The sequence below is a fragment of the Streptomyces rubellus genome (assembly GCF_036323805.1).
Taxonomy (GTDB): domain Bacteria; phylum Actinomycetota; class Actinomycetes; order Streptomycetales; family Streptomycetaceae; genus Streptomyces.
Genome location: NZ_JAZDCX010000028.1, coordinates 24,906 through 41,126, shown reverse-complemented (window position 1 = coordinate 41,126; position 16,221 = coordinate 24,906). Strand labels below are relative to the sequence as shown.

Genomic DNA, 16,221 nt, shown 5'->3' with positions numbered 1-16,221 from the left:
CGGTCCTCACTCCCCGGCCGGGGCCGGAAGGACGGGACGCCGGGCGGGGAGCACCTCCCGGACCGGTCGGTCCGGGGCGGCGAGGAGCGCCGCGACCACCGACCGGTACTCCGCCACGACATCCGCGACCAGCGCGCCGTCGTACAGGTCGCGGTTGTAGACCATCACCCCGCCCCGGCGGTCGTCGTCGAGGACGATCCCCGGCACACCGCGCTGGGCCCACACCGGCAGCAGCTCCTCCGCGACGTCCCCCAGCGCCAGCAGCGGCGGGCCGTCCCCCAGGGCTTCCTCCCCCCGGGGCGACACCTGCCGGACGCTCAGCTCCGGGTACTCCAGGACGGGTGCGGCGGGCGCGGCCGACTGGAACCAGTAGTGGAACAGCCAGACGAACGGCCACGGCCGGTGCGCGTCGAAGTCCGGGCGCACCGCACGCGCGACGCGGTTGAACGAGCTGTTGTGGGCGACGGCCTCCGCCATCGTCGTGTGCACCGCCCGGATCACGTCCAGGAAGCAGTCGCCGGGGCCGGCCCGCAGTTCCAGGTAGACGTTGTTGGTGAACTGGCCGATCACCTGCCGGGAGGCGGGAGTGGCACGACCCAGCGTGGTGGTGCCGCCGATCAGCCGGTTCTGCCCGGTGAGGCGGCACATCAGCACGTGGTAGGCGGCCATCAGGGACAGGAACGCCGTGCTCTTGGCGCGCCAGGCCACCGTCCGCATCGCCCGGACACTCCCGTCGTCGAAGGTGAACCGATGGGCGACCTCGGCGGTCAGGTCCGGACCGCGCGGGGTGCCGAGCGCGGGGAAGACCGGTTCGGGCGGGAGCGGCAGAAGGTGCCGCCGCCAGTAGTCGTCGCGCGTGCCGTCCTCGGGGAGGGCCGCCCGCTGCCAGGAGGCGACATCCCGGAACGAGACGTCCAGCGGCTCCTGCGGGGCGGCCCGCCCGAGCCGCACCCGGTAGGCGTGCAGCAGGTCCTCCACGAACACCCGGCAGGCCCAGCCGTCGGAGACGACATGGAAGAAGCCGACCGTCAGAAGGTGCTCGCGCGGCGCCGTGCGCACCAGGCGCACCCGCCACAGCGGGCCGGAGCGGAGGTCGAAGGCGGCGAACTGCTCGCCGTGCACCAGGGCGGCGAGCCGCCGGTCCCGTTCCCGGGCGGGCAGCCCGGAGAGGTCCACGAGGGCGAAGGAGGGCTCCGTGTCCGGGCGGACGCTCAGCAGCGGCTCGTCACCGGTGGTCTCGAACACCGTACGGAGGACGTGGTGGCGGAGCGTCACGTCCCGCAGAGCCTGTTCCAGGACCGCCGGATCCACCTCGCCGTCCAGCCGGCGGAAGTCCACCACCGGCATCAGCGCGGCGCCGGGGTCATGCGGGGCCAGTCCCCTCATCAGCTCCCACAGCGTCTCCTGGCCGGGTGCCAGCGGCAGCCGCTCCTCGGCGCGGCCCGGCCGCGTGTACGCCGCCCCCGCCCCGCCCCGCGCCGCCGCCCGGTGTGTCGCTGCGTGGTGTGTCGCTGCGTGGTGTGTCACTTCTCCTCGCTCCGCAGGTAGGTGCTGTCGTCGGGCCACTCGAAACCGCCGAAGAGCAGGGCGGGACTGCGGTACCTGACGGCCCCGGCCACCGCTCCGGCGTCGAAGAGCCACTCCAGGAGGGCGCAGGCGACGGAGTCGGCCAGCGCGCGCGGCGTCCGGTCGTCTCCCAGCAGCGGCCCTACCTGGCGGGCGAGCAGGAGGCCCGCCACCGCGGGCACGGCGAGCAGGCTGCGCCCGCGGGAGCGGCGCCGTGCGGCGAGGGCGGCCAGGGAGGCGGCGGCAACCACACTGATCTTGTTGAGCATGAAGCGCCGCCGCTCCGGATGGGTCACGCTCAGCCACTGCTCGGAGAGCCCGTAGCTCAGCAGCCGCCGGCAGACAGCCCCCAGGGTGTCGGTGCCGACGCTGTCGTGCAGCACCACGGCCCCGGCCTCACAGGCGGTGACGTAGCCGCCGGCGGTCAGCCGGAGGCCCAGCTCGATGTCCTCGCCGCCGGTCGGGTGGGGGGAGTCCTCCGGGAAGCCGCCGACCTTCTCGAACACCTCGCGCCGCACGGCGAGGTTGCAGGTCGCGCCGCTGGTGAGCCGTTCGTACCGGACGGGGTCCTCGTGGTGGCCGTTGAGCAGCCACGACCGCCGCATGACGCGGAACACCGCGGTGTCCCCCTCTGCCAGGATGCCCGGTCCCGCGATGGCGGCCACCTGCGGCGGGGCGTCGCGCAGCGCCTTGACGTGCCGGTCGAGGAGTTCGGGGTCCGCCCGGCAGTCGGAGTCGACGAAGCACACGAGGTCGTACTGTGCGAGCCGGGTGCCGAAGTTGCGCTTGGTACCGACGTGCGCCGGCCCCTCGACATACCTGGCCCCGTGGCGGCGGCAGTTCTCCCGGTGGCGGTCCGCCTCGGGCTGCGGCGAGTCGTCCACCACGATGACCTCGGCCGGTTCGGTGCAGCGGGAGACCGCTGTGGCGAGACTCTCCAGCAGCCTGCCCATGAGCTCGACCCTGCCCTTCACCGGAACCACCACGGATATGCCCCTGCGGGTCTGTCCGCGGGGGGTGCCCGCGGCGTCCGCGGTGTCCGTCGTCGTGTCAGTCATGTCCGTCCGTCTCCGCCTCGGGGGCCACGGAGGCCACGGAGGCCGCGCGGTCCGTACCGTCCGTGTCCGCCGTGCGGTGTGTGCGCGCGCCGCACGGCCGGGGTCCCGCCGCGACCTTGGCCACGGCGTTCGCGATGTCGTCCATGTCCTGCCCGTCCCCCAGGAAGGCGCTGTGGTGCAGCAGGACGGCGTGGCCGGCCAGGTACTCGGCCCCGGGGTAGGTGCGGCCGCGGTGGACCTCGGTGAACCGCTCCGACAACGGCGCTATGGCCGGTTTGGTCCACGGGCGCAGCAGCGGGCTGCGCGGCAGCGGCGTGCGCGGAGTGTAGACGCGGGTGCCGAGTTCCGCGCTGAGCGCGTGGGCCACCCAGGTGTTGTCCGCGGCCGGCGGCAGCGGGTCGAAGACGATCGGCACCTCGTACATGGAGAGCCGGTCCTGGGCCGGCGGGCGGCGCAGGAGCCGTACGCCCGGTATCCCGGCCAGCAGCCCGGACAACCGCTCGTAGTTGCGGTTCCGGACGGCGTGCTGGCGGTCCAGCAGGCCGAGCTGGGCGCACAGCAGGGCCGCGGCGAACTCCCCCAGGCAGAAGTTCGACCCCATCATCGAGGCCGTCTCCGCCAGTTCGAGAACCCTCTCGCGCCGGTGCGGGCCGTAGCGCCGGGAGTCCGCGCGCAGTTCCTCCAGTACGGGCGCCAGGGTGTCGTCGTCGGTGACCACGGCGCCGCCCTCCCCCGAGGTGAGGACCTTGCTGTGCTGCATGCTGAAGCAGCCCAGCCTCCCCAGGGAGCCCGCGGGCCGGCCCTGCCACCGCGCGCCGTGCGCCTGTGCGGCGTCCTCGACGACGGTGACCCCCCGGGGCGCGACGGCCGCCGAGAGCGCCGGTACGTCGGCCATCGCACAGGCCCAGTGGACGGCGATGAGCGCGCGTGCGTCCACATCGGGGTCCAGGGTGTCCGGATGCAGGCAGCCGGTCCACGGGTCGACGTCGGCGAGCACCGGCACCAGTCCGGCCCGGAACACCGCCGTGGCGGTCGCGGTCCAGGTCAGGGCGGGCACGATCACGTACTCCCCGTGGGGAAGGCCGAGCGACTCCAACGCGATCACCAGGGCGCTGGATCCGTGGTCGGTGGGTACGCAGTGCCGCGTGCCGGTGTACTCGGCGAACATCGCCGCGAACCGGCGCTCGGCCAGCTCTCCGCGGCGGGGGCTGCTGATGGCCCACCTGCCGCTGTGCAGTACGGCTGTCAGTTCCTCCGCCGCGCCATCGGCCGGCTGCGGCCAGGTCGGCCACGGCGTGTGCGGCTCGCGCACCGGTGGTCCGCCGTCGATGGCGAGGCGAGCCGTCCGGAGCCGTGTCATGGCCATGAGTCCTCCTCCCGTCGGGTCCTCCTGATGTGCGGCACGAGCCGGTGGCCGGCCCCTCCGCGTGTCCCCCCGAGGCTTTCCCGCCCCTATACAGGGGCCGTACGTGCTCCGTACATGTGGCGCGCAGGGCTCCCCCGGTGCGCCACGGCACCGGCCCGCCCACCGCGCGTGCTACGGGACGGCTGCGCGCGCCGGGGGCGTACGGCCCCCGGCGCACGGCCGGGAGCCGTGGTGGCCGGCGGTCGGCCGACACGGCCGGGAAGGGCGGGTTCCGACCGTGCCCGACGCGTCCGCTCCGGGCACGGGCAGGGCGGGGAGACAGTCCGCCAGTTGCTCCTCCACCACCTGGGCCGCCGCCTCCACCAAGGCGTCGAGCGCCGGGTTGGGCAGGGTGTTCCGGCGCCGGACGACCTGGGTGAACGTCTCGAACGGCGGCGACCAGTCGACCTGGCGCAGCTCGCCGCTGGCGAGTTCGGCCTCGACGGCGACCCGCGGCACCAGGGCCACGCCGATGCCGTTGGCGACGCTCCGCCTGGCGGCGTCGGCCGAGTCCAGTTCGAAGACCCTCAGCCTCTCCGGCTCCCTGCCCCGGGAGGAGGCCAGGAGCCTCTCAAGGCCGAGGTGGCACCCGGCGCCGTTGTCCGAGCGGACGAGCGTCGCGCCGCGCAGGTCCTCGTCGGTGACCATGGTGCGGTCCGCGAGCGGGTGGTCGCGGCCGGCGACGAGGACGAGCGGCTCGGGACACAGGACCTCCGTCTCCACGTCGGCCTCCGCGTCCTCGGGGCCGCGGAGGCGGTCCACGAAGAACGCGCAGTCGAACCGGCCCGCGCGCACCTGGGCGACCACGTCCCCGTCCGCCGGGGAGCGCATCGAGATCTCGATCCCGGGATAGCGCAGGTACACGTACTCGATCAGGGGCAGCAGCCGGTGGTTGGCCAGGCTCTCGGGGGTGCCCACGTCGACCCGTCCGCGCAGTTGCCCTCCCGACTCGACCAGACAGCGGGCCCGGTTGGTGAGCGAGACGATCTCGCGGGCGTAGGGAAGCAGTTCCCCGCCGGCGGGTGTGGGGGTGACCCCGCCGGGCAGCCGCTTCAGCAGCACGGTGCCCAGCGCCTGCTCCAGCGCCTTGATGCGGTTGGTCACCGTGGGCTGGGACAGTCCCAGTCTGGCCGCGGCCCTGGTGAAGCTTCCGATGTCGACGACGGCGAGGAACGCTTCGAGCTGGGGCGTGTCCACGGTGCACCTCCCCCGTGCCACGGATGGCACGCGACATCACGTGCGGGGCGCCTGCCGCGTCCCGCCTCCACGGACAAACCTCACAGGCCGCCATACAGCTGTCATACGCGGGGCATACACCCGTGTCATACACGGGGCACAACCGCCCGCCGGGCCGGCCCGGCGGGCCGGGAGCCGGAGTGGCCGGGCGCGGGCGGGTCAGGTACCGCGGCTGGGCAGGGACAGCAGGTGCTCGCAGACGGTCCGCACGGTGCACGGCCGCGTCTCCAGCAGTTCGGGCCGCAGCTCCACGCCCAGGGCGTCCTCGATGCCGAGCAGCAGGGAAACCCCCTTGAGCGAGTCGAGGCCGTAGTCCTCCATGTCCCTGTCCCGGTGGATGTCGGCGGCCTCGACCCCGTTGCCGAGCACGTCCGCGAGCACGGTCCTCACAACAAGTTCGACGTCTTCCACCGCGCGTCCTCCCTCTCCCCGATCGTTCCGCCGCATTCCGTCCAGCTGTGTTCGGTCACGGTCTCCAGGGCCGCCATCACCGTCTCCTGCGGGACGGGAACCAGCGGGTATCCGCTCTCCCCGGCCAGCGGGCCACCGAGCGACTCCAGGAGCACCATCGCCACCTCGTCGCGACCGCAGGGTATGTAGCCCCGCTTGTTGTCGGTGGCCAGCTTCGCGCGCAGCTCCGCCCGGTCGAAGCGGCCGAGCCTGGTGCGCGGGTCGGGCAGCCGCAGCCAGTCGACGATCCGGTAGTGGCTGCGCAGATCCTCGCCGCCGAGTATCCCCAGGCTGTGGCTGACCTCGGCGGCCACCAGCATTCCCCACGCGACTGCCTCGCCGTGCTTCATGGACCCGCCGGAGATGAACTCCAGCGCGTGGCCGACGGTGTGGCCGTACTCGAATATCAGGGCCTCCCGGCGCTCCCTGGGATCCTGGCGCAGGAAGGGCTCCTTGGCGGTGACGCCTATGTCGAAGAGCTGGAGCAGCGGACCGATCCGCTCCCCGGGGAGCGCGGACAGCGCGCCGCGCAGCGTCTCCTCCTCTCCGGGCAGGACCGCCAGCACGTTCTTGGCCATCTCCGACAGCCCGGTGAACAGTTCCTCGTGAGGGACCGTCGACAGCCAGCGCAGATCGCAGGCGATGAGCGAGGGGGCGTAGTAGGTGCCGCACAGGTTCTTGCCACCGCGCAGGTTGACGGCCTGTTTGACCGACACCACCGAGTCGAAGGCCGCCACCGGTGTGGTAGGCAGGTGGATCAGTCCGGTCCCGCGGAACAGCAGCGCCGCGGTGAGCCCGGCGACGTTGCCCACCATTCCCCCGCCCATGCCGATGACGAGGGAACTGCGGTTGACGCCCCGGCTGATCGCGCTCTCGGCGACGCCCTGGACCAGGGACATCGTCTTGTTCGTCTCGGACGCGTCGATCCCGAACGTCTCGACCTTGACATGGTGCGACAGCTGCCGGGCGAGCGGTGCCGTGTGTGCGGCCACCTTGCGGTCGGCGACCAGGAGGACGGAGTCCGCGGAACCGGTCCTCGCCGCCAGCGCCTCGGCCAGGGCGGTGCCGCAGTCCACGCCGTACAGATAGGGGGTCTCGTGGCCGTCCAGCGGTATGTGTCGTTCGAGCATCATTCGTTGTCTACCTTTCCGTCGTCGGCCGTCCGCCGCGGCACCGCGCCGCCAGTTCTCCGCGGTCGACCTTCCCGTTCTCGGTGATGGGCAGCTCGCTGACCACTCGGAGCCGCTGAGGAACCATGTATTCCGGCAGCGCCGTCCGGCAGAAGGCGATCACCTCCGTGCTGTCGGGACCCCGCTCTCCCGGTTCCGGAAGGACGAAGGCGGCCAGTAGAGGGTCGGTGTCCGGCTCCTCCACCACGACCGCGGCGGCGCCGGCCACACCGGGGAAGTCCCTGAGCCGGTGCTCGATCTCACCGAGCTCCACCCGGTTGCCGCGGATCTGGACCTGGGAGTCGGCGCGTCCGCGGAAGTAGAACCGCCCGTGCTCGTCCCGGTGGGCGAGGTCTCCGGTGCGCAGCACCCGCTGCCCGGTACGCGGGTTCACGGGGTCGGGCACCAGGGCCGCCTCGGTGGCCCGCGGATCGTTCCAGTAGCCGGTGAACAGGGTGGGGCCGCGCAGGAGGAGCTCACCGGGCACCCCGGGCTCGTCGACGGCGCGTCCGTCCCCGTCGACGATCATCAGTTCCGCCCCGGCGTGCGCTGTACCGATCGACAGCCTCTCCAGGTCCTCCGGCAGCGGGCGGGGGACCTCCGCGAACGAGGCCGCCATCGATTCCGTGCTCCCGTAGCAGTTGATCATCCGGGCGCCGGGGAGGAGCTCCTGCAGCCTCCGCAGCTCGTGCGGCGGGAACTCCTCCCCGCAGAACAGCACGCCGCGCACCCGGTCCAGGCCGCTCAGCAGTTCCGGCTCCCTCCGGAGTGTCTGGCGCCAGATCGAGGGCACGCCGTTGACCTGGGTCGCGCCGGTCTCCCGCAGCACGGCCGCGAAGCGCCGGGGCCAGCGCAGCAGGGTGCGCGGCACCGGTACGACGGCCGCTCCGCTGCCCAGCGCGAGGCCGATGTCCAGCAGGGAGAAGTCGAACTGCAGCGGGGAGGTCGTGGCGACCCGGTCGGAGCCGCCGACGATGCCGCACGCCGCCATGCCGCGATAGAACGACACGACCGCGCGGTGGCTCATCACCACGCCCTTGGGCCGGCCGGTGGTGCCGGAGGTGAAGATGACGTAGGCGGGATCGGTCTCGACCCCCCGGCGCCAGCCGCGGTCCTCGCGCGGTGCCGGTGCCCGGTCCAGCTCCACGCCGTCCGGGCCGAACCGTCCGGTGCCGGACGCCTCCGGCGGGATCCGCCCCGGCCCCGTGTCGTGCGCCCGCAGGAACAGCACCGGCTCCGTGGTCCGCGCGATCCACCGCAGCCGCGGTGGGGGCGTCTCGGGGCTGACGGGCACGAAGACGGCGCCCAGCGAGGAGCAGGCCGCCAGCATCGCGATGGCCGACGAGGAGGTGTCCGACTCCAGGAGCACGCAGTCACCGACCCCGACGCCCGCCTCCGCCAGGGCACCGGCGTACTCGTCGGCACATTCCGCCAGCTGCCGGTAGGTGACCGTGCGGACGTCGCCGCGCCCGGCGTACTCGACGACCGCCGGGTTGCCGGGCACGACGGCCGCCGCGGCCAGCAGGAACTCGTGCATGCGCTCGCCGGCGGGGTGCGGCGGGGCCGCGCCGTGCTCGTCCGTGTTCACCGGGGGCCCCTCCCGTCGTGCGTGGTCGCGGCTGTCCTCGCGCCGGGGCGCGAGGACAGCCGCGACATCGCCCCGCCCACCTCGTGGAGCGCCCGGGCCACCACCTCCGGCCTGGCCCGACCGCGCTCCGCCGACATGGCGGCGAACCGCAACGCCCGCGGCAGCTCCGCCCAGCTCGCCGACGCCGCCCGCCCGGCCGCCGCCGGCAGCAGGCCGGCTCCGGTCAGGACGGTGATGCGGTGCCGCTGGTGCCGGGCCGCGGCCCACAGGTCGTCGGTGTGCGCGGCCAGCGCGGACGTGTCCGTCAGCCGGTCCGCCAGGAACGCCAGGACCTCGCACGGCTCGTCCAGCCAGCTGCCCGGCACCGGCGCCGCGGGGGCGCGGTCCTGCCGCACCAGCCACCGGTAGCGGGTGGCGGGCGGCACCGGGACGGGCACACCGAGCGCGTGCGCGTCGCGCAGCTCCACCTCGGGCCGGATCCCGGCCGGCGGGTTGAGCGCGGCGCGCAGCTCCGCGTCGGTCAGCCGGCCGCGGTACGGCCGGTGCCGGCCCTGCGGGAGCAGGGCGTCGAAGTGGTCCGTCAGCAGCCAGCGGCCCTCCCGGTGGTCCTCCAGCAGCAACCAGTGGGACACGTCGGCCCGGCCGTACTGCGGCGACCAGGGCAGGAAACGGGTGTTCCCGACGGCCAGGACGGCTCCCCGGGCGGCCAGCTCGCGGGCCAGCTCCGCACGCGCCGTCCGCCACCGGGCGGCGCCGCGGTAGCCGAGCTCCCGGCCGTCCCCGGTCCGGTCGATCCGCCGGTGGTGGGTGAAGGCGAGGCGGCCGCCGGGCAGGTCGGTCCGCACCGCAAGCCGTACCGCGTGGGCCAGGCGCCGGGCGGCGCCCGGCGCCTCCCGGTCCAGGTAGGCGACGAGACTGGTGGTGTAGCAGCTCAGTTCCGGGACGCCGCCGTGCCGTGTCGCGGCCATGGGGGACTCCTTTCGGGGTGGTCCCTGTCGGGAATCAGATCGCCAGTTCCGCCAGGACGGAGTCGGCCGCGTCGCCCACCACGGACAGCACGACCTCCGTGGTGCCGCCACCGATGCCGAACAGCGCCGCCTGTGCCCGCAGCCGCTGCGCCCCCGTGACGGCGAAGCCCTCGGCGCCCTGGAGGTGGGCGCACTCGGTGAGCACCCGTTCCACCGTGGCGGCGGCGCTGCTCTTCAGGAGGGCCGCCGCCGTGGTGTCGTGCCGCGTGGCGACGCGGTCGGCCAGCTCCCCGGTGAGCGCGTGCAGCTGCCGCACCTGCACCAGGCAGGCGGCGAAGCGCTGCCGGACGCTCTCCAGGTGCCACAGCGAGCCGTCGCCCACCGGCCGGGCCATCAGACGCCGTTTGGTGTCCGCCAGCACCCGTCCGCACAGCGCGGTTCCCCACAGCGCGCCCGCCAGCCGTTCGACCGCGATGTGCGCGGCGAAGCCGGCCAGGCCCATCCCGGGACGTCCAACGAGGTGGGCGCGCGGCAGCCGGACCCGCTCCAGCCGGAGGTGGCCGGTGCCGGAGCCGTCGAACAGGTCGGTGTCGGCCCGCTCGACGGTGACGCCCGGCGCGTCCGCCGGGACGAGCACCCAGGTGAAGCTGGTGAAGTGGCGGCCCGGCCGGTGCCTGGCGAGCACCAGGGCGTACTCGCACCAGGTCGCGTTGGTGATCCACCGCTTGACCCCGTCGACCTCCACCTCGGTGTCCCCCAGGCTCACCCGCGTGCCCAGCGCGGCGAGGTCGCACCCGGGCGACTCGTCCGTCGCGGCGAGTGCCACGGTGCGGGCGCCGTCGAGAGCGGCCCCGGCCGTCCTCCCCACCGGGCCCGGTCCGCGCACCGCGGCCAGCAGGGGTACGGCGGTGGCCAGCTGGACGCAGGACGCCAGGGTCGAGCCGATGCCGACGTGCGCGTCCGCCGCGGCGAGCAGCGCGCCGAGCCGGGCCGGTACCACTCCCGCCGCCGGATCACCGGCCCGGTAGACCCCGCGGAGCAGCCCGGCCGACCCCAGCGCGGCCCACACCCGCCGACCGTCCGCGTCCCGCGGGAGGGCGCCGAGCACGTCCGCCAGGGCCCCCGCGAACTCCTCCCGGCCCGGGTCCGCCGCCGGAGGGGTCGGCCGCACGCCGTTTCCGGCCGCCGTGCTCACGCGGTCTCCGGGGCGGTACCGGTCGCGGAGCGGGCGGCGCTCACGGCCCGCCACAGGCTTCCCGCGGTGGCAAACGTGGCGTCGTTGAGGTCCTCGTCGGGCAGGGAGACCCCGAGGACGTCCTCGATGGCGAACAGCAGGTCGATCGACCTCATGGAGTCCAGGCCGAGGTCGCGCAGCGGTGAGTCGGCGGTGAGCGGCCGGTCGTTGAGGAATTGCAGGTGGGAACCGACCAGTTCGACGAATTTCGGGTCCACGGGGATGAGTCCCTCCCAGAGGCGGCTTCTGCGGTCTGCGCGGGTTCCGGGTCCTACGGGTTCGCGGCGGCCCGCGCCCCGCCGAAGACCTCGCTGTCGGCGGCCAGCGCGGCGGCCAGCCGGGTCAGCAGCGCACCGGTGCCGGCCCCGCCCCGGTGCAGCCGCCGCAGCGTGATGAACGCCTGCACCGCGAGCTCGTTCCACCGGCGCACGTGCGCCTCGACCTCCGGCCCGGCCGGTCCGCCCGACCGGTCGCGGTACGCGGCGTGCAGTCCACGCGACCGGGCCAGCAGCCAGGTCTCCACGGTCAGCTGCTCCACCGCCCTCCCGGGATCGGGACACTGCTCGTAGGCGGCCAGGTAGGCCGACGGCGGCTCGATGTCGACGGCGGGGGCGGCCCGCGGCACGCCGCCGGCCGCCGGGGCGAAGCGCACCGCGCTCTCCACGCGGGGCAGTTCGTCCCAGCCGACCGTCCACCGGCCCGGAACGGCCGGCCCCCAGCGCGTCTCGTTGTGGTAGGCGTCGGTGACCAGGGCCCGGTCGCCGGAGCGCCGGACCAGGAAGCTGTGCGCCATGTGGCGCTTCCCGGCGTACGGCAGCCAGGGCATCCCGTAGGCGTCCCCCACCGCGTACACCGTGCCACCGTCCCCGGCCAGCTCGGCGGTCCCGGCGCCGGACAGGTCGGTCGCCGCCTCCCGCACCGTCAGACCGAGCCGGGCGGCGCACTCCTCGACCTGCTGCGCCACGGGCGGTTCGACCGTGGGCAGCGCGGTCTCCGGGAGCCGTCCAGGCCGGAAGCGGAGCACCGCGCCCAGCACGAGGTGGCTGTCCGGTCCGTGGTACCGGTCGGCCAGTACGGCGAGGTTGACCTGAATGCAGTCCAGCAGCTCCGTCCGCACCGTGGACGGGATGGTGGACGGGGTGGTTGTCGGCATCTGGCGCCTCCGCCTCCTCCGGCTGCCGTCTTCTCCGGGCACCGCGGGAAAACGGCGCCGGCGAAACAGAATGGAGCGGGAATCCATCGCGGGAGAGCGCGACGGGACCCGACTTTCCCTCATGTTATTGCCGCCGGGTAATCCGGGGTCAAGCGGCGCGGCAAGCGGAGCCATAGCGGATTTTTATGAGGGTATAAATCCGGCCGTTGGGCGGGCGTGCGCAAACTGTGGCGCGGAACCGCGGACAGGCCCTAATGTGAGAACACCTGCCACGAAACCGGAGGAAGGTCTCATGTCCCTAATGGTCCGCAGCCCCGTGGAAACAGAACGTTTTCGCGCATGGGGACCGCATCAACTGGACGAGATCGCGGCTCGGTATGGAATACCTCCGGACCTCCAGGAATCCATACGCCTCGTTTCACGGGTCCTTCCCTTCCGAGTCAACGAATACGTCCTGTCCCATCTGATCGACTGGTCGGACGTCCCGGACGACCCGATGTTCCAGCTGGTCTTTCCGCAGCTGGAGATGTTGCGGGAACAGGACCGGCGGAGCCTGGTCCGGCTGACCGGCACCGACACCCGGCGGTCCGACGCCCGGGCCGCGGTGCGGCGGATCCGGGAGCGACTCAATCCGCACCCCTCGGGGCAGCGGGAGTACAACGTGCCCAGCCTCGACGGCGAGCGGCTGTCCGGCCTCCAGCACAAGTACCGCGAGACGGTGCTGTACTTCCCCGGACACGGCCAGACCTGCCACGCCTACTGCACCTACTGCTTCCGCTGGGCGCAGTTCGTCGGCGAGCCCGGTCTGCGGTTCGCCGCTCGCGGACCGACGGGGCTGATCGCCTACCTGCACCGGCATCCGGAGGTGTCCGACGTCCTGGTCACCGGAGGCGACCCGATGGTGATGTCGACCGAGCGGCTGCGCTCCCACCTGGAGCCGCTGCTGGACGTGGAGACCGTGCGGACGATCCGCATCGGGACCAAGGCCGTCGCCTACTGGCCCCAACGGTTCGTCACCGACCGCGACGCCGACGACCTGCTCCGGTTCATGGAACGGATGACGGCCACCGGACGCCAGGTCGCCGTGATGGCCCACTTCAGCCACCCCCGCGAGCTCGGCACCGGCACGGCCCGCCGGGCCCTGGCCCGGATCCTGTCCACCGGGGCCGTGGTGTACTGCCAGGCGCCGCTCATCGCCCACGTCAACGACTGGGCGTCGACGTGGAACGAGCTGTGGCGCACCGAACTGGCGGCGGGAGCGGTCCCGTACTACATGTTCGTCGAGCGCGACACCGGACCGCACGGTTACTTCCGGGTCCCGCTGGCCCGGGCCGTGTCGGTCTTCCAGGACGCCTACCGGCTCCTGCCGGGACTGGCCCGCACCGTACGCGGACCGGTGATGTCCGCGACCCCCGGCAAGGTGGTCGTGGACGGTGTCGAGAGCGCCCCGGACGGGAAGTTCTTCAGGCTGCGGATGCTCCAGGCACGCGACCCCTCGCTCGTCGGGAGGCCGTTCCGGGCCCCCTACTCCCCCACCGCCGCGTGGCTGACGGAACTCGGCGCGGACCCCTCCACCCCGGCCGACATCGCCGCGGCGGTGCACGGCGCCCACACCCCCGCGCCGGCCCGCGCCGGGTCCGCGGGGCAGTGGCGAGAGGAGCACCGGTGACCGGCCCCGGCGCGGCCGCTCCCGCCGCCCCCCGTCAGCTGTCGCCCAACCTGGCCCTCAACGAACTCGTCGAGCGGCGCAGGGCGGCCGGCGACTCCCTGGTCCACCTCGGGTTCGGCGAGGCCCGGCTGCCCGCCTTCGCCCCCCTGACGGCACGGCTCGCCGCCGGCGCGCACCGCAACGCCTACGGCCCGGTCGCCGGCGCCGCGCCGGTGCGGGAGGCCGTGGCGGGCTACTTCGCCCGGCGCCGGATGCCCACCGATTCCGGTCAGGTGGTCGTCGGCCCCGGCAGCAAGCCCCTGCTGACGGCGCTGCAGTTCGCCGTCCCCGGCGACGTGCTGGTCCCCCGTCCCTGCTGGAACTCCTACGCCCCACAGGTGCGGCTGGCGGGCAAGCAGGCGTTCGGCGTGCCGATCCCCGCCGAGTGCGGCGGCGTGCCCGAGCCGGACGCCCTGCGCAGGACCCTGCACGCGGCCCGGGCGGCCGGTCATGATCCGCGCATCGTGGTGCTGACCCTGCCGGACAACCCGACCGGCACCCTGGCTCCTCCGCGTCTGGTGCGGGAAGTCTGCGCGGTGGCCGAGGAGGAGGACCTCCTGGTGGTCTCCGACGAAATCTACCGGGACACCGTGCACGACCCGGCCACCGCGCTGCTCGGCCCGGCCGAGGTGGCGCCCGGGCGCACCGTGGTCACCACCGGCCTGTCGAAGAGCCTGGCGATCGGCGGCTGGCGCATCGGGGCCGTCCGGTTCCCCGCCGGCTCCCTGGGTGAACGGATCCGTGCGGAGGTCCTCTCCGTGGCCAGCGACATGTGGTCCGCCCTGGCGGGTCCGATGCAGGAGGTCGCGGAGTACGCGTTCGGGGAGCCCTCCGAGATCCGTCGGCATCTGGCCGCCTGCGCCCGGCTGCACGGCGCGGTGGCGCGCGCGGTCCACCGGGCCGCCGTGGGCGCGTCGGCCCGCTGCCGGCCGCCGACCGCGGGCTTCTACGTCTACCCCGACTTCGAACCGGTCCGCGGGGAACTGGCCGCACGGGGCGTCACCGACTCCGGCTCCCTCCAGCTCCACCTGCTGGACAGGTACGGCGTCGCGGTGCTGGCCGGCCACCATCTCGGCGACAGCCACGGCGCGCTGCGCTTCAAGGCCGCGACCAGCATGTTGTACGGGGACACCCGGGAGCAGCAGGAGGCGGCCCTGGACGCCGCCGACCCGCTGCGGCTGCCGCACGTCGGCGCCGTCCTCACCAGGATCGAGGAGGCCTTCCGGGGGCTGTCCTCACGGAGCGCCGGGGAGGCGGCATGAGCGGCGACACGATCAGGGACGTCCGCGCGACGGTGATCAGCACGGCGGCCGAGGTGCTGGCGGTCGACAGCGGCGCACTCGCCCGCGACGGCGAGCTGCACCGGCTGCCGGCGTTCAACTCCTTCCGCATGGTCGAGCTGGTGGAGCGGATCGAGGAACTGCTCGGCGTCGAGGCCGACCCCTCCGGCCTCACCCCCGAGACCCTGCGCACGGTGGACGGCTTCTGCCGGCTCTTCGAGCGGGCGGCAGGCCCGCCCGCCGACCCGGCGGCACTGCTGGAGCAGATCCGGCCCGTGGTCCGCGAACACGCGGCACGGACCGACCGGGACGCCTCCTTCCCGGTGGAGGCACTGGAGGCACTGCGCCGCAGCGGTCTGCTCGGCCTGCTCGTCCCGGTGCGGTACGGCGGTCTGGGCGGCACGACGTCCGACATGCTCGCGGTCGCGGGCGGACTGTCCCGCGAGTGCGTGTCGGTCGGGATGATCTACGCGATGCACTGCCAGCAGGTCGCGGCGCTGACCGGGCACGCGTCGGAGGAGCTGCGGGCGGCGCTGCTGCCCCGGGTGGCCCGGGGCGGGCTCTACATGGGCTCGGTCACCACCGAGCCGGGCAAGGGCGGCCACCTGCTGACCTCGTCCTCGCCGCTGGGCGGCGACGCGTCGGTGCTGCGCCTGGAGCGGACGGCACCGGTCGTCACCGGCGGTGCCCACGCCGACGGCTTCCTCGTCTCGATGGCCGCTCCCGACGCGGCCTCACCGAACCGGGTGTCGCTGGTGTACGCCGACCGGGACCAACTGGAGATCACCGTCACCGGCGGCTGGAACCCGCTGGGCATGCGCGCCACGCACAGCGTCCCGATGCGGCTGGCCGGCGACATCCCGGCGCGCCAGGTCGTGGGCGGTCCCGGCGGGTTCCGCGACATCGTGCTGCGCACCTTCGCGCCCCTGGCCCACGTGGGCTGGGCCGCCTGCTGGCTGGGCGCCGCCGACGGCGCCCTGGCCCGGGTGGTGCGGTTGCTGCGCGCGGAGCGGGACCGCCGCGACCTGGGGTCGGAGCTGCTGCTGCGGCGGCTGTCCCGGGCCCGCCAGCACCTGGACACGGTGCACGCCGTGCTGCGGCACGCGACCGGGGTGCTGGAGGACCCGGCGACCGACGTGACGTCCCCGCCGGTGCAGCTCCTCCTGAACGCGGTGAAGCTGACCGCCTCCGAGAAGTGCCCCGCCGCCGTGGACGAACTGATCGAACTCACCGGCATGTTCCACGGCTATCTGCGCGACTCCCCCCTGGCCCTCGAACGCACCCTGCGGGATCTGCGCTCGGCCCCGCTGAACTACAGCAACGACCGTCTGCACGCGGCGGACGGTGCGCTGGTCCTCATGGACCGGGACGTCCGCCACGCCTGACGGCTCCGAGAAGCCCCGGAG

Annotated in this window: 14 protein-coding genes; 3 read left to right on the top strand and 11 right to left on the bottom strand. The window is 73.9% G+C overall.

From position 1 onward, the window contains the following. Nucleotides 1–6 precede the first annotated feature (6 nt). The 11 genes from V1L54_RS25710 to V1L54_RS25660 all read right to left on the bottom strand — a co-directional run bounded on the left by V1L54_RS25710 (nucleotide 7) and on the right by V1L54_RS25660 (nucleotide 11,827). Entirely contained in the window at nucleotides 7–1,527 is a 1,521-nt protein-coding gene (locus V1L54_RS25710) for a condensation domain-containing protein (RefSeq protein WP_330120517.1), read from the bottom strand. Continuing rightward, nucleotides 1,524–2,624, bottom strand: a complete 1,101-nt coding sequence (locus V1L54_RS25705) for a glycosyltransferase family 2 protein (protein WP_330120516.1) — start codon at nucleotides 2,622–2,624, stop codon at nucleotides 1,524–1,526. The genes V1L54_RS25710 and V1L54_RS25705 overlap by 4 nt, the downstream gene beginning before the upstream one ends. After that, nucleotides 2,617–3,990, bottom strand: a complete 1,374-nt coding sequence (locus tag V1L54_RS25700) for a DegT/DnrJ/EryC1/StrS family aminotransferase (RefSeq protein ID WP_330120515.1) — start codon at nucleotides 3,988–3,990, stop codon at nucleotides 2,617–2,619. The genes V1L54_RS25705 and V1L54_RS25700 overlap by 8 nt, the downstream gene beginning before the upstream one ends. Before the next feature lie 171 nt (nucleotides 3,991–4,161). Then, nucleotides 4,162–5,226: a LysR family transcriptional regulator gene (locus tag V1L54_RS25695; RefSeq protein ID WP_330120514.1), complete on the bottom strand. Its 1,065-nt coding sequence runs from the start codon at nucleotides 5,224–5,226 to the stop codon at nucleotides 4,162–4,164. A 198-nt stretch (nucleotides 5,227–5,424) separates the two neighbouring features. After that, a complete protein-coding gene (locus tag V1L54_RS25690; RefSeq protein ID WP_330120513.1) occupies nucleotides 5,425–5,676 on the bottom strand; it encodes an acyl carrier protein in 252 nt (83 codons plus the stop codon). After that, entirely contained in the window at nucleotides 5,652–6,845 is a 1,194-nt protein-coding gene (locus tag V1L54_RS25685; RefSeq protein WP_330120512.1) for a 3-dehydroquinate synthase family protein, read from the bottom strand. The genes V1L54_RS25690 and V1L54_RS25685 overlap by 25 nt, the downstream gene beginning before the upstream one ends. Nucleotides 6,846–6,855: 10 nt before the next feature. After that, the gene (locus V1L54_RS25680) at nucleotides 6,856–8,472 is read right to left on the bottom strand and encodes an amino acid adenylation domain-containing protein (RefSeq protein ID WP_330120511.1); all 1,617 of its coding nucleotides are present in this window, start codon (nucleotides 8,470–8,472) and stop codon (nucleotides 6,856–6,858) included. Then, nucleotides 8,469–9,440 (bottom strand): hypothetical protein, encoded by a 972-nt coding sequence (locus tag V1L54_RS25675; protein ID WP_330120510.1) that lies wholly within the window; start codon nucleotides 9,438–9,440, stop codon nucleotides 8,469–8,471. Before V1L54_RS25675 ends, V1L54_RS25680 begins: the two co-directional genes overlap by 4 nt. A gap of 34 nt (nucleotides 9,441–9,474) precedes the next feature. Beyond that, complete coding sequence (locus V1L54_RS25670) at nucleotides 9,475–10,635, bottom strand: acyl-CoA dehydrogenase family protein (protein WP_330120509.1); 1,161 nt, start codon at nucleotides 10,633–10,635, stop codon at nucleotides 9,475–9,477. Further along, nucleotides 10,632–10,892 (bottom strand): acyl carrier protein, encoded by a 261-nt coding sequence (locus V1L54_RS25665; RefSeq protein ID WP_330120508.1) that lies wholly within the window; start codon nucleotides 10,890–10,892, stop codon nucleotides 10,632–10,634. The genes V1L54_RS25670 and V1L54_RS25665 overlap by 4 nt, the downstream gene beginning before the upstream one ends. Before the next feature lie 53 nt (nucleotides 10,893–10,945). After that, nucleotides 10,946–11,827, bottom strand: a complete 882-nt coding sequence (locus tag V1L54_RS25660; RefSeq protein ID WP_330120507.1) for a hypothetical protein — start codon at nucleotides 11,825–11,827, stop codon at nucleotides 10,946–10,948. 292 nt (nucleotides 11,828–12,119) lie between these two features. On the opposite strand from V1L54_RS25660, the gene V1L54_RS25655 reads away from it, so the two are divergent. Genes V1L54_RS25655 through V1L54_RS25645 form a run of 3 tightly spaced genes read left to right on the top strand, consistent with a single transcriptional unit; the run spans nucleotide 12,120 to nucleotide 16,200 of the window. Further along, nucleotides 12,120–13,496, top strand: coding sequence for a KamA family radical SAM protein (locus V1L54_RS25655; protein ID WP_330120506.1), 1,377 nt, complete (start codon nucleotides 12,120–12,122; stop codon nucleotides 13,494–13,496). Further along, a complete protein-coding gene (locus tag V1L54_RS25650; protein WP_330120505.1) occupies nucleotides 13,493–14,797 on the top strand; it encodes a pyridoxal phosphate-dependent aminotransferase in 1,305 nt (434 codons plus the stop codon). Before V1L54_RS25655 ends, V1L54_RS25650 begins: the two co-directional genes overlap by 4 nt. Further along, entirely contained in the window at nucleotides 14,794–16,200 is a 1,407-nt protein-coding gene (locus V1L54_RS25645; protein WP_330120504.1) for an acyl-CoA dehydrogenase family protein, read from the top strand. The genes V1L54_RS25650 and V1L54_RS25645 overlap by 4 nt, the downstream gene beginning before the upstream one ends. Nucleotides 16,201–16,221: the final 21 nt, after the last annotated feature.

Coding starts and splice junctions, on each gene's coding strand:
- V1L54_RS25705 (WP_330120516.1), bottom strand. CDS start 2,624: ATGACTGACACGACGACGGACACCGCGGACGCCGCGGGCACCCCCCGC.
- V1L54_RS25700 (WP_330120515.1), bottom strand. CDS start 3,990: ATGGCCATGACACGGCTCCGGACGGCTCGCCTCGCCATCGACGGCGGA.
- V1L54_RS25685 (WP_330120512.1), bottom strand. CDS start 6,845: ATGCTCGAACGACACATACCGCTGGACGGCCACGAGACCCCCTATCTG.
- V1L54_RS25675 (WP_330120510.1), bottom strand. CDS start 9,440: ATGGCCGCGACACGGCACGGCGGCGTCCCGGAACTGAGCTGCTACACC.
- V1L54_RS25660 (WP_330120507.1), bottom strand. CDS start 11,827: ATGCCGACAACCACCCCGTCCACCATCCCGTCCACGGTGCGGACGGAG.
- V1L54_RS25655 (WP_330120506.1), top strand. CDS start 12,120: ATGTCCCTAATGGTCCGCAGCCCCGTGGAAACAGAACGTTTTCGCGCA.
- V1L54_RS25645 (WP_330120504.1), top strand. CDS start 14,794: ATGAGCGGCGACACGATCAGGGACGTCCGCGCGACGGTGATCAGCACG.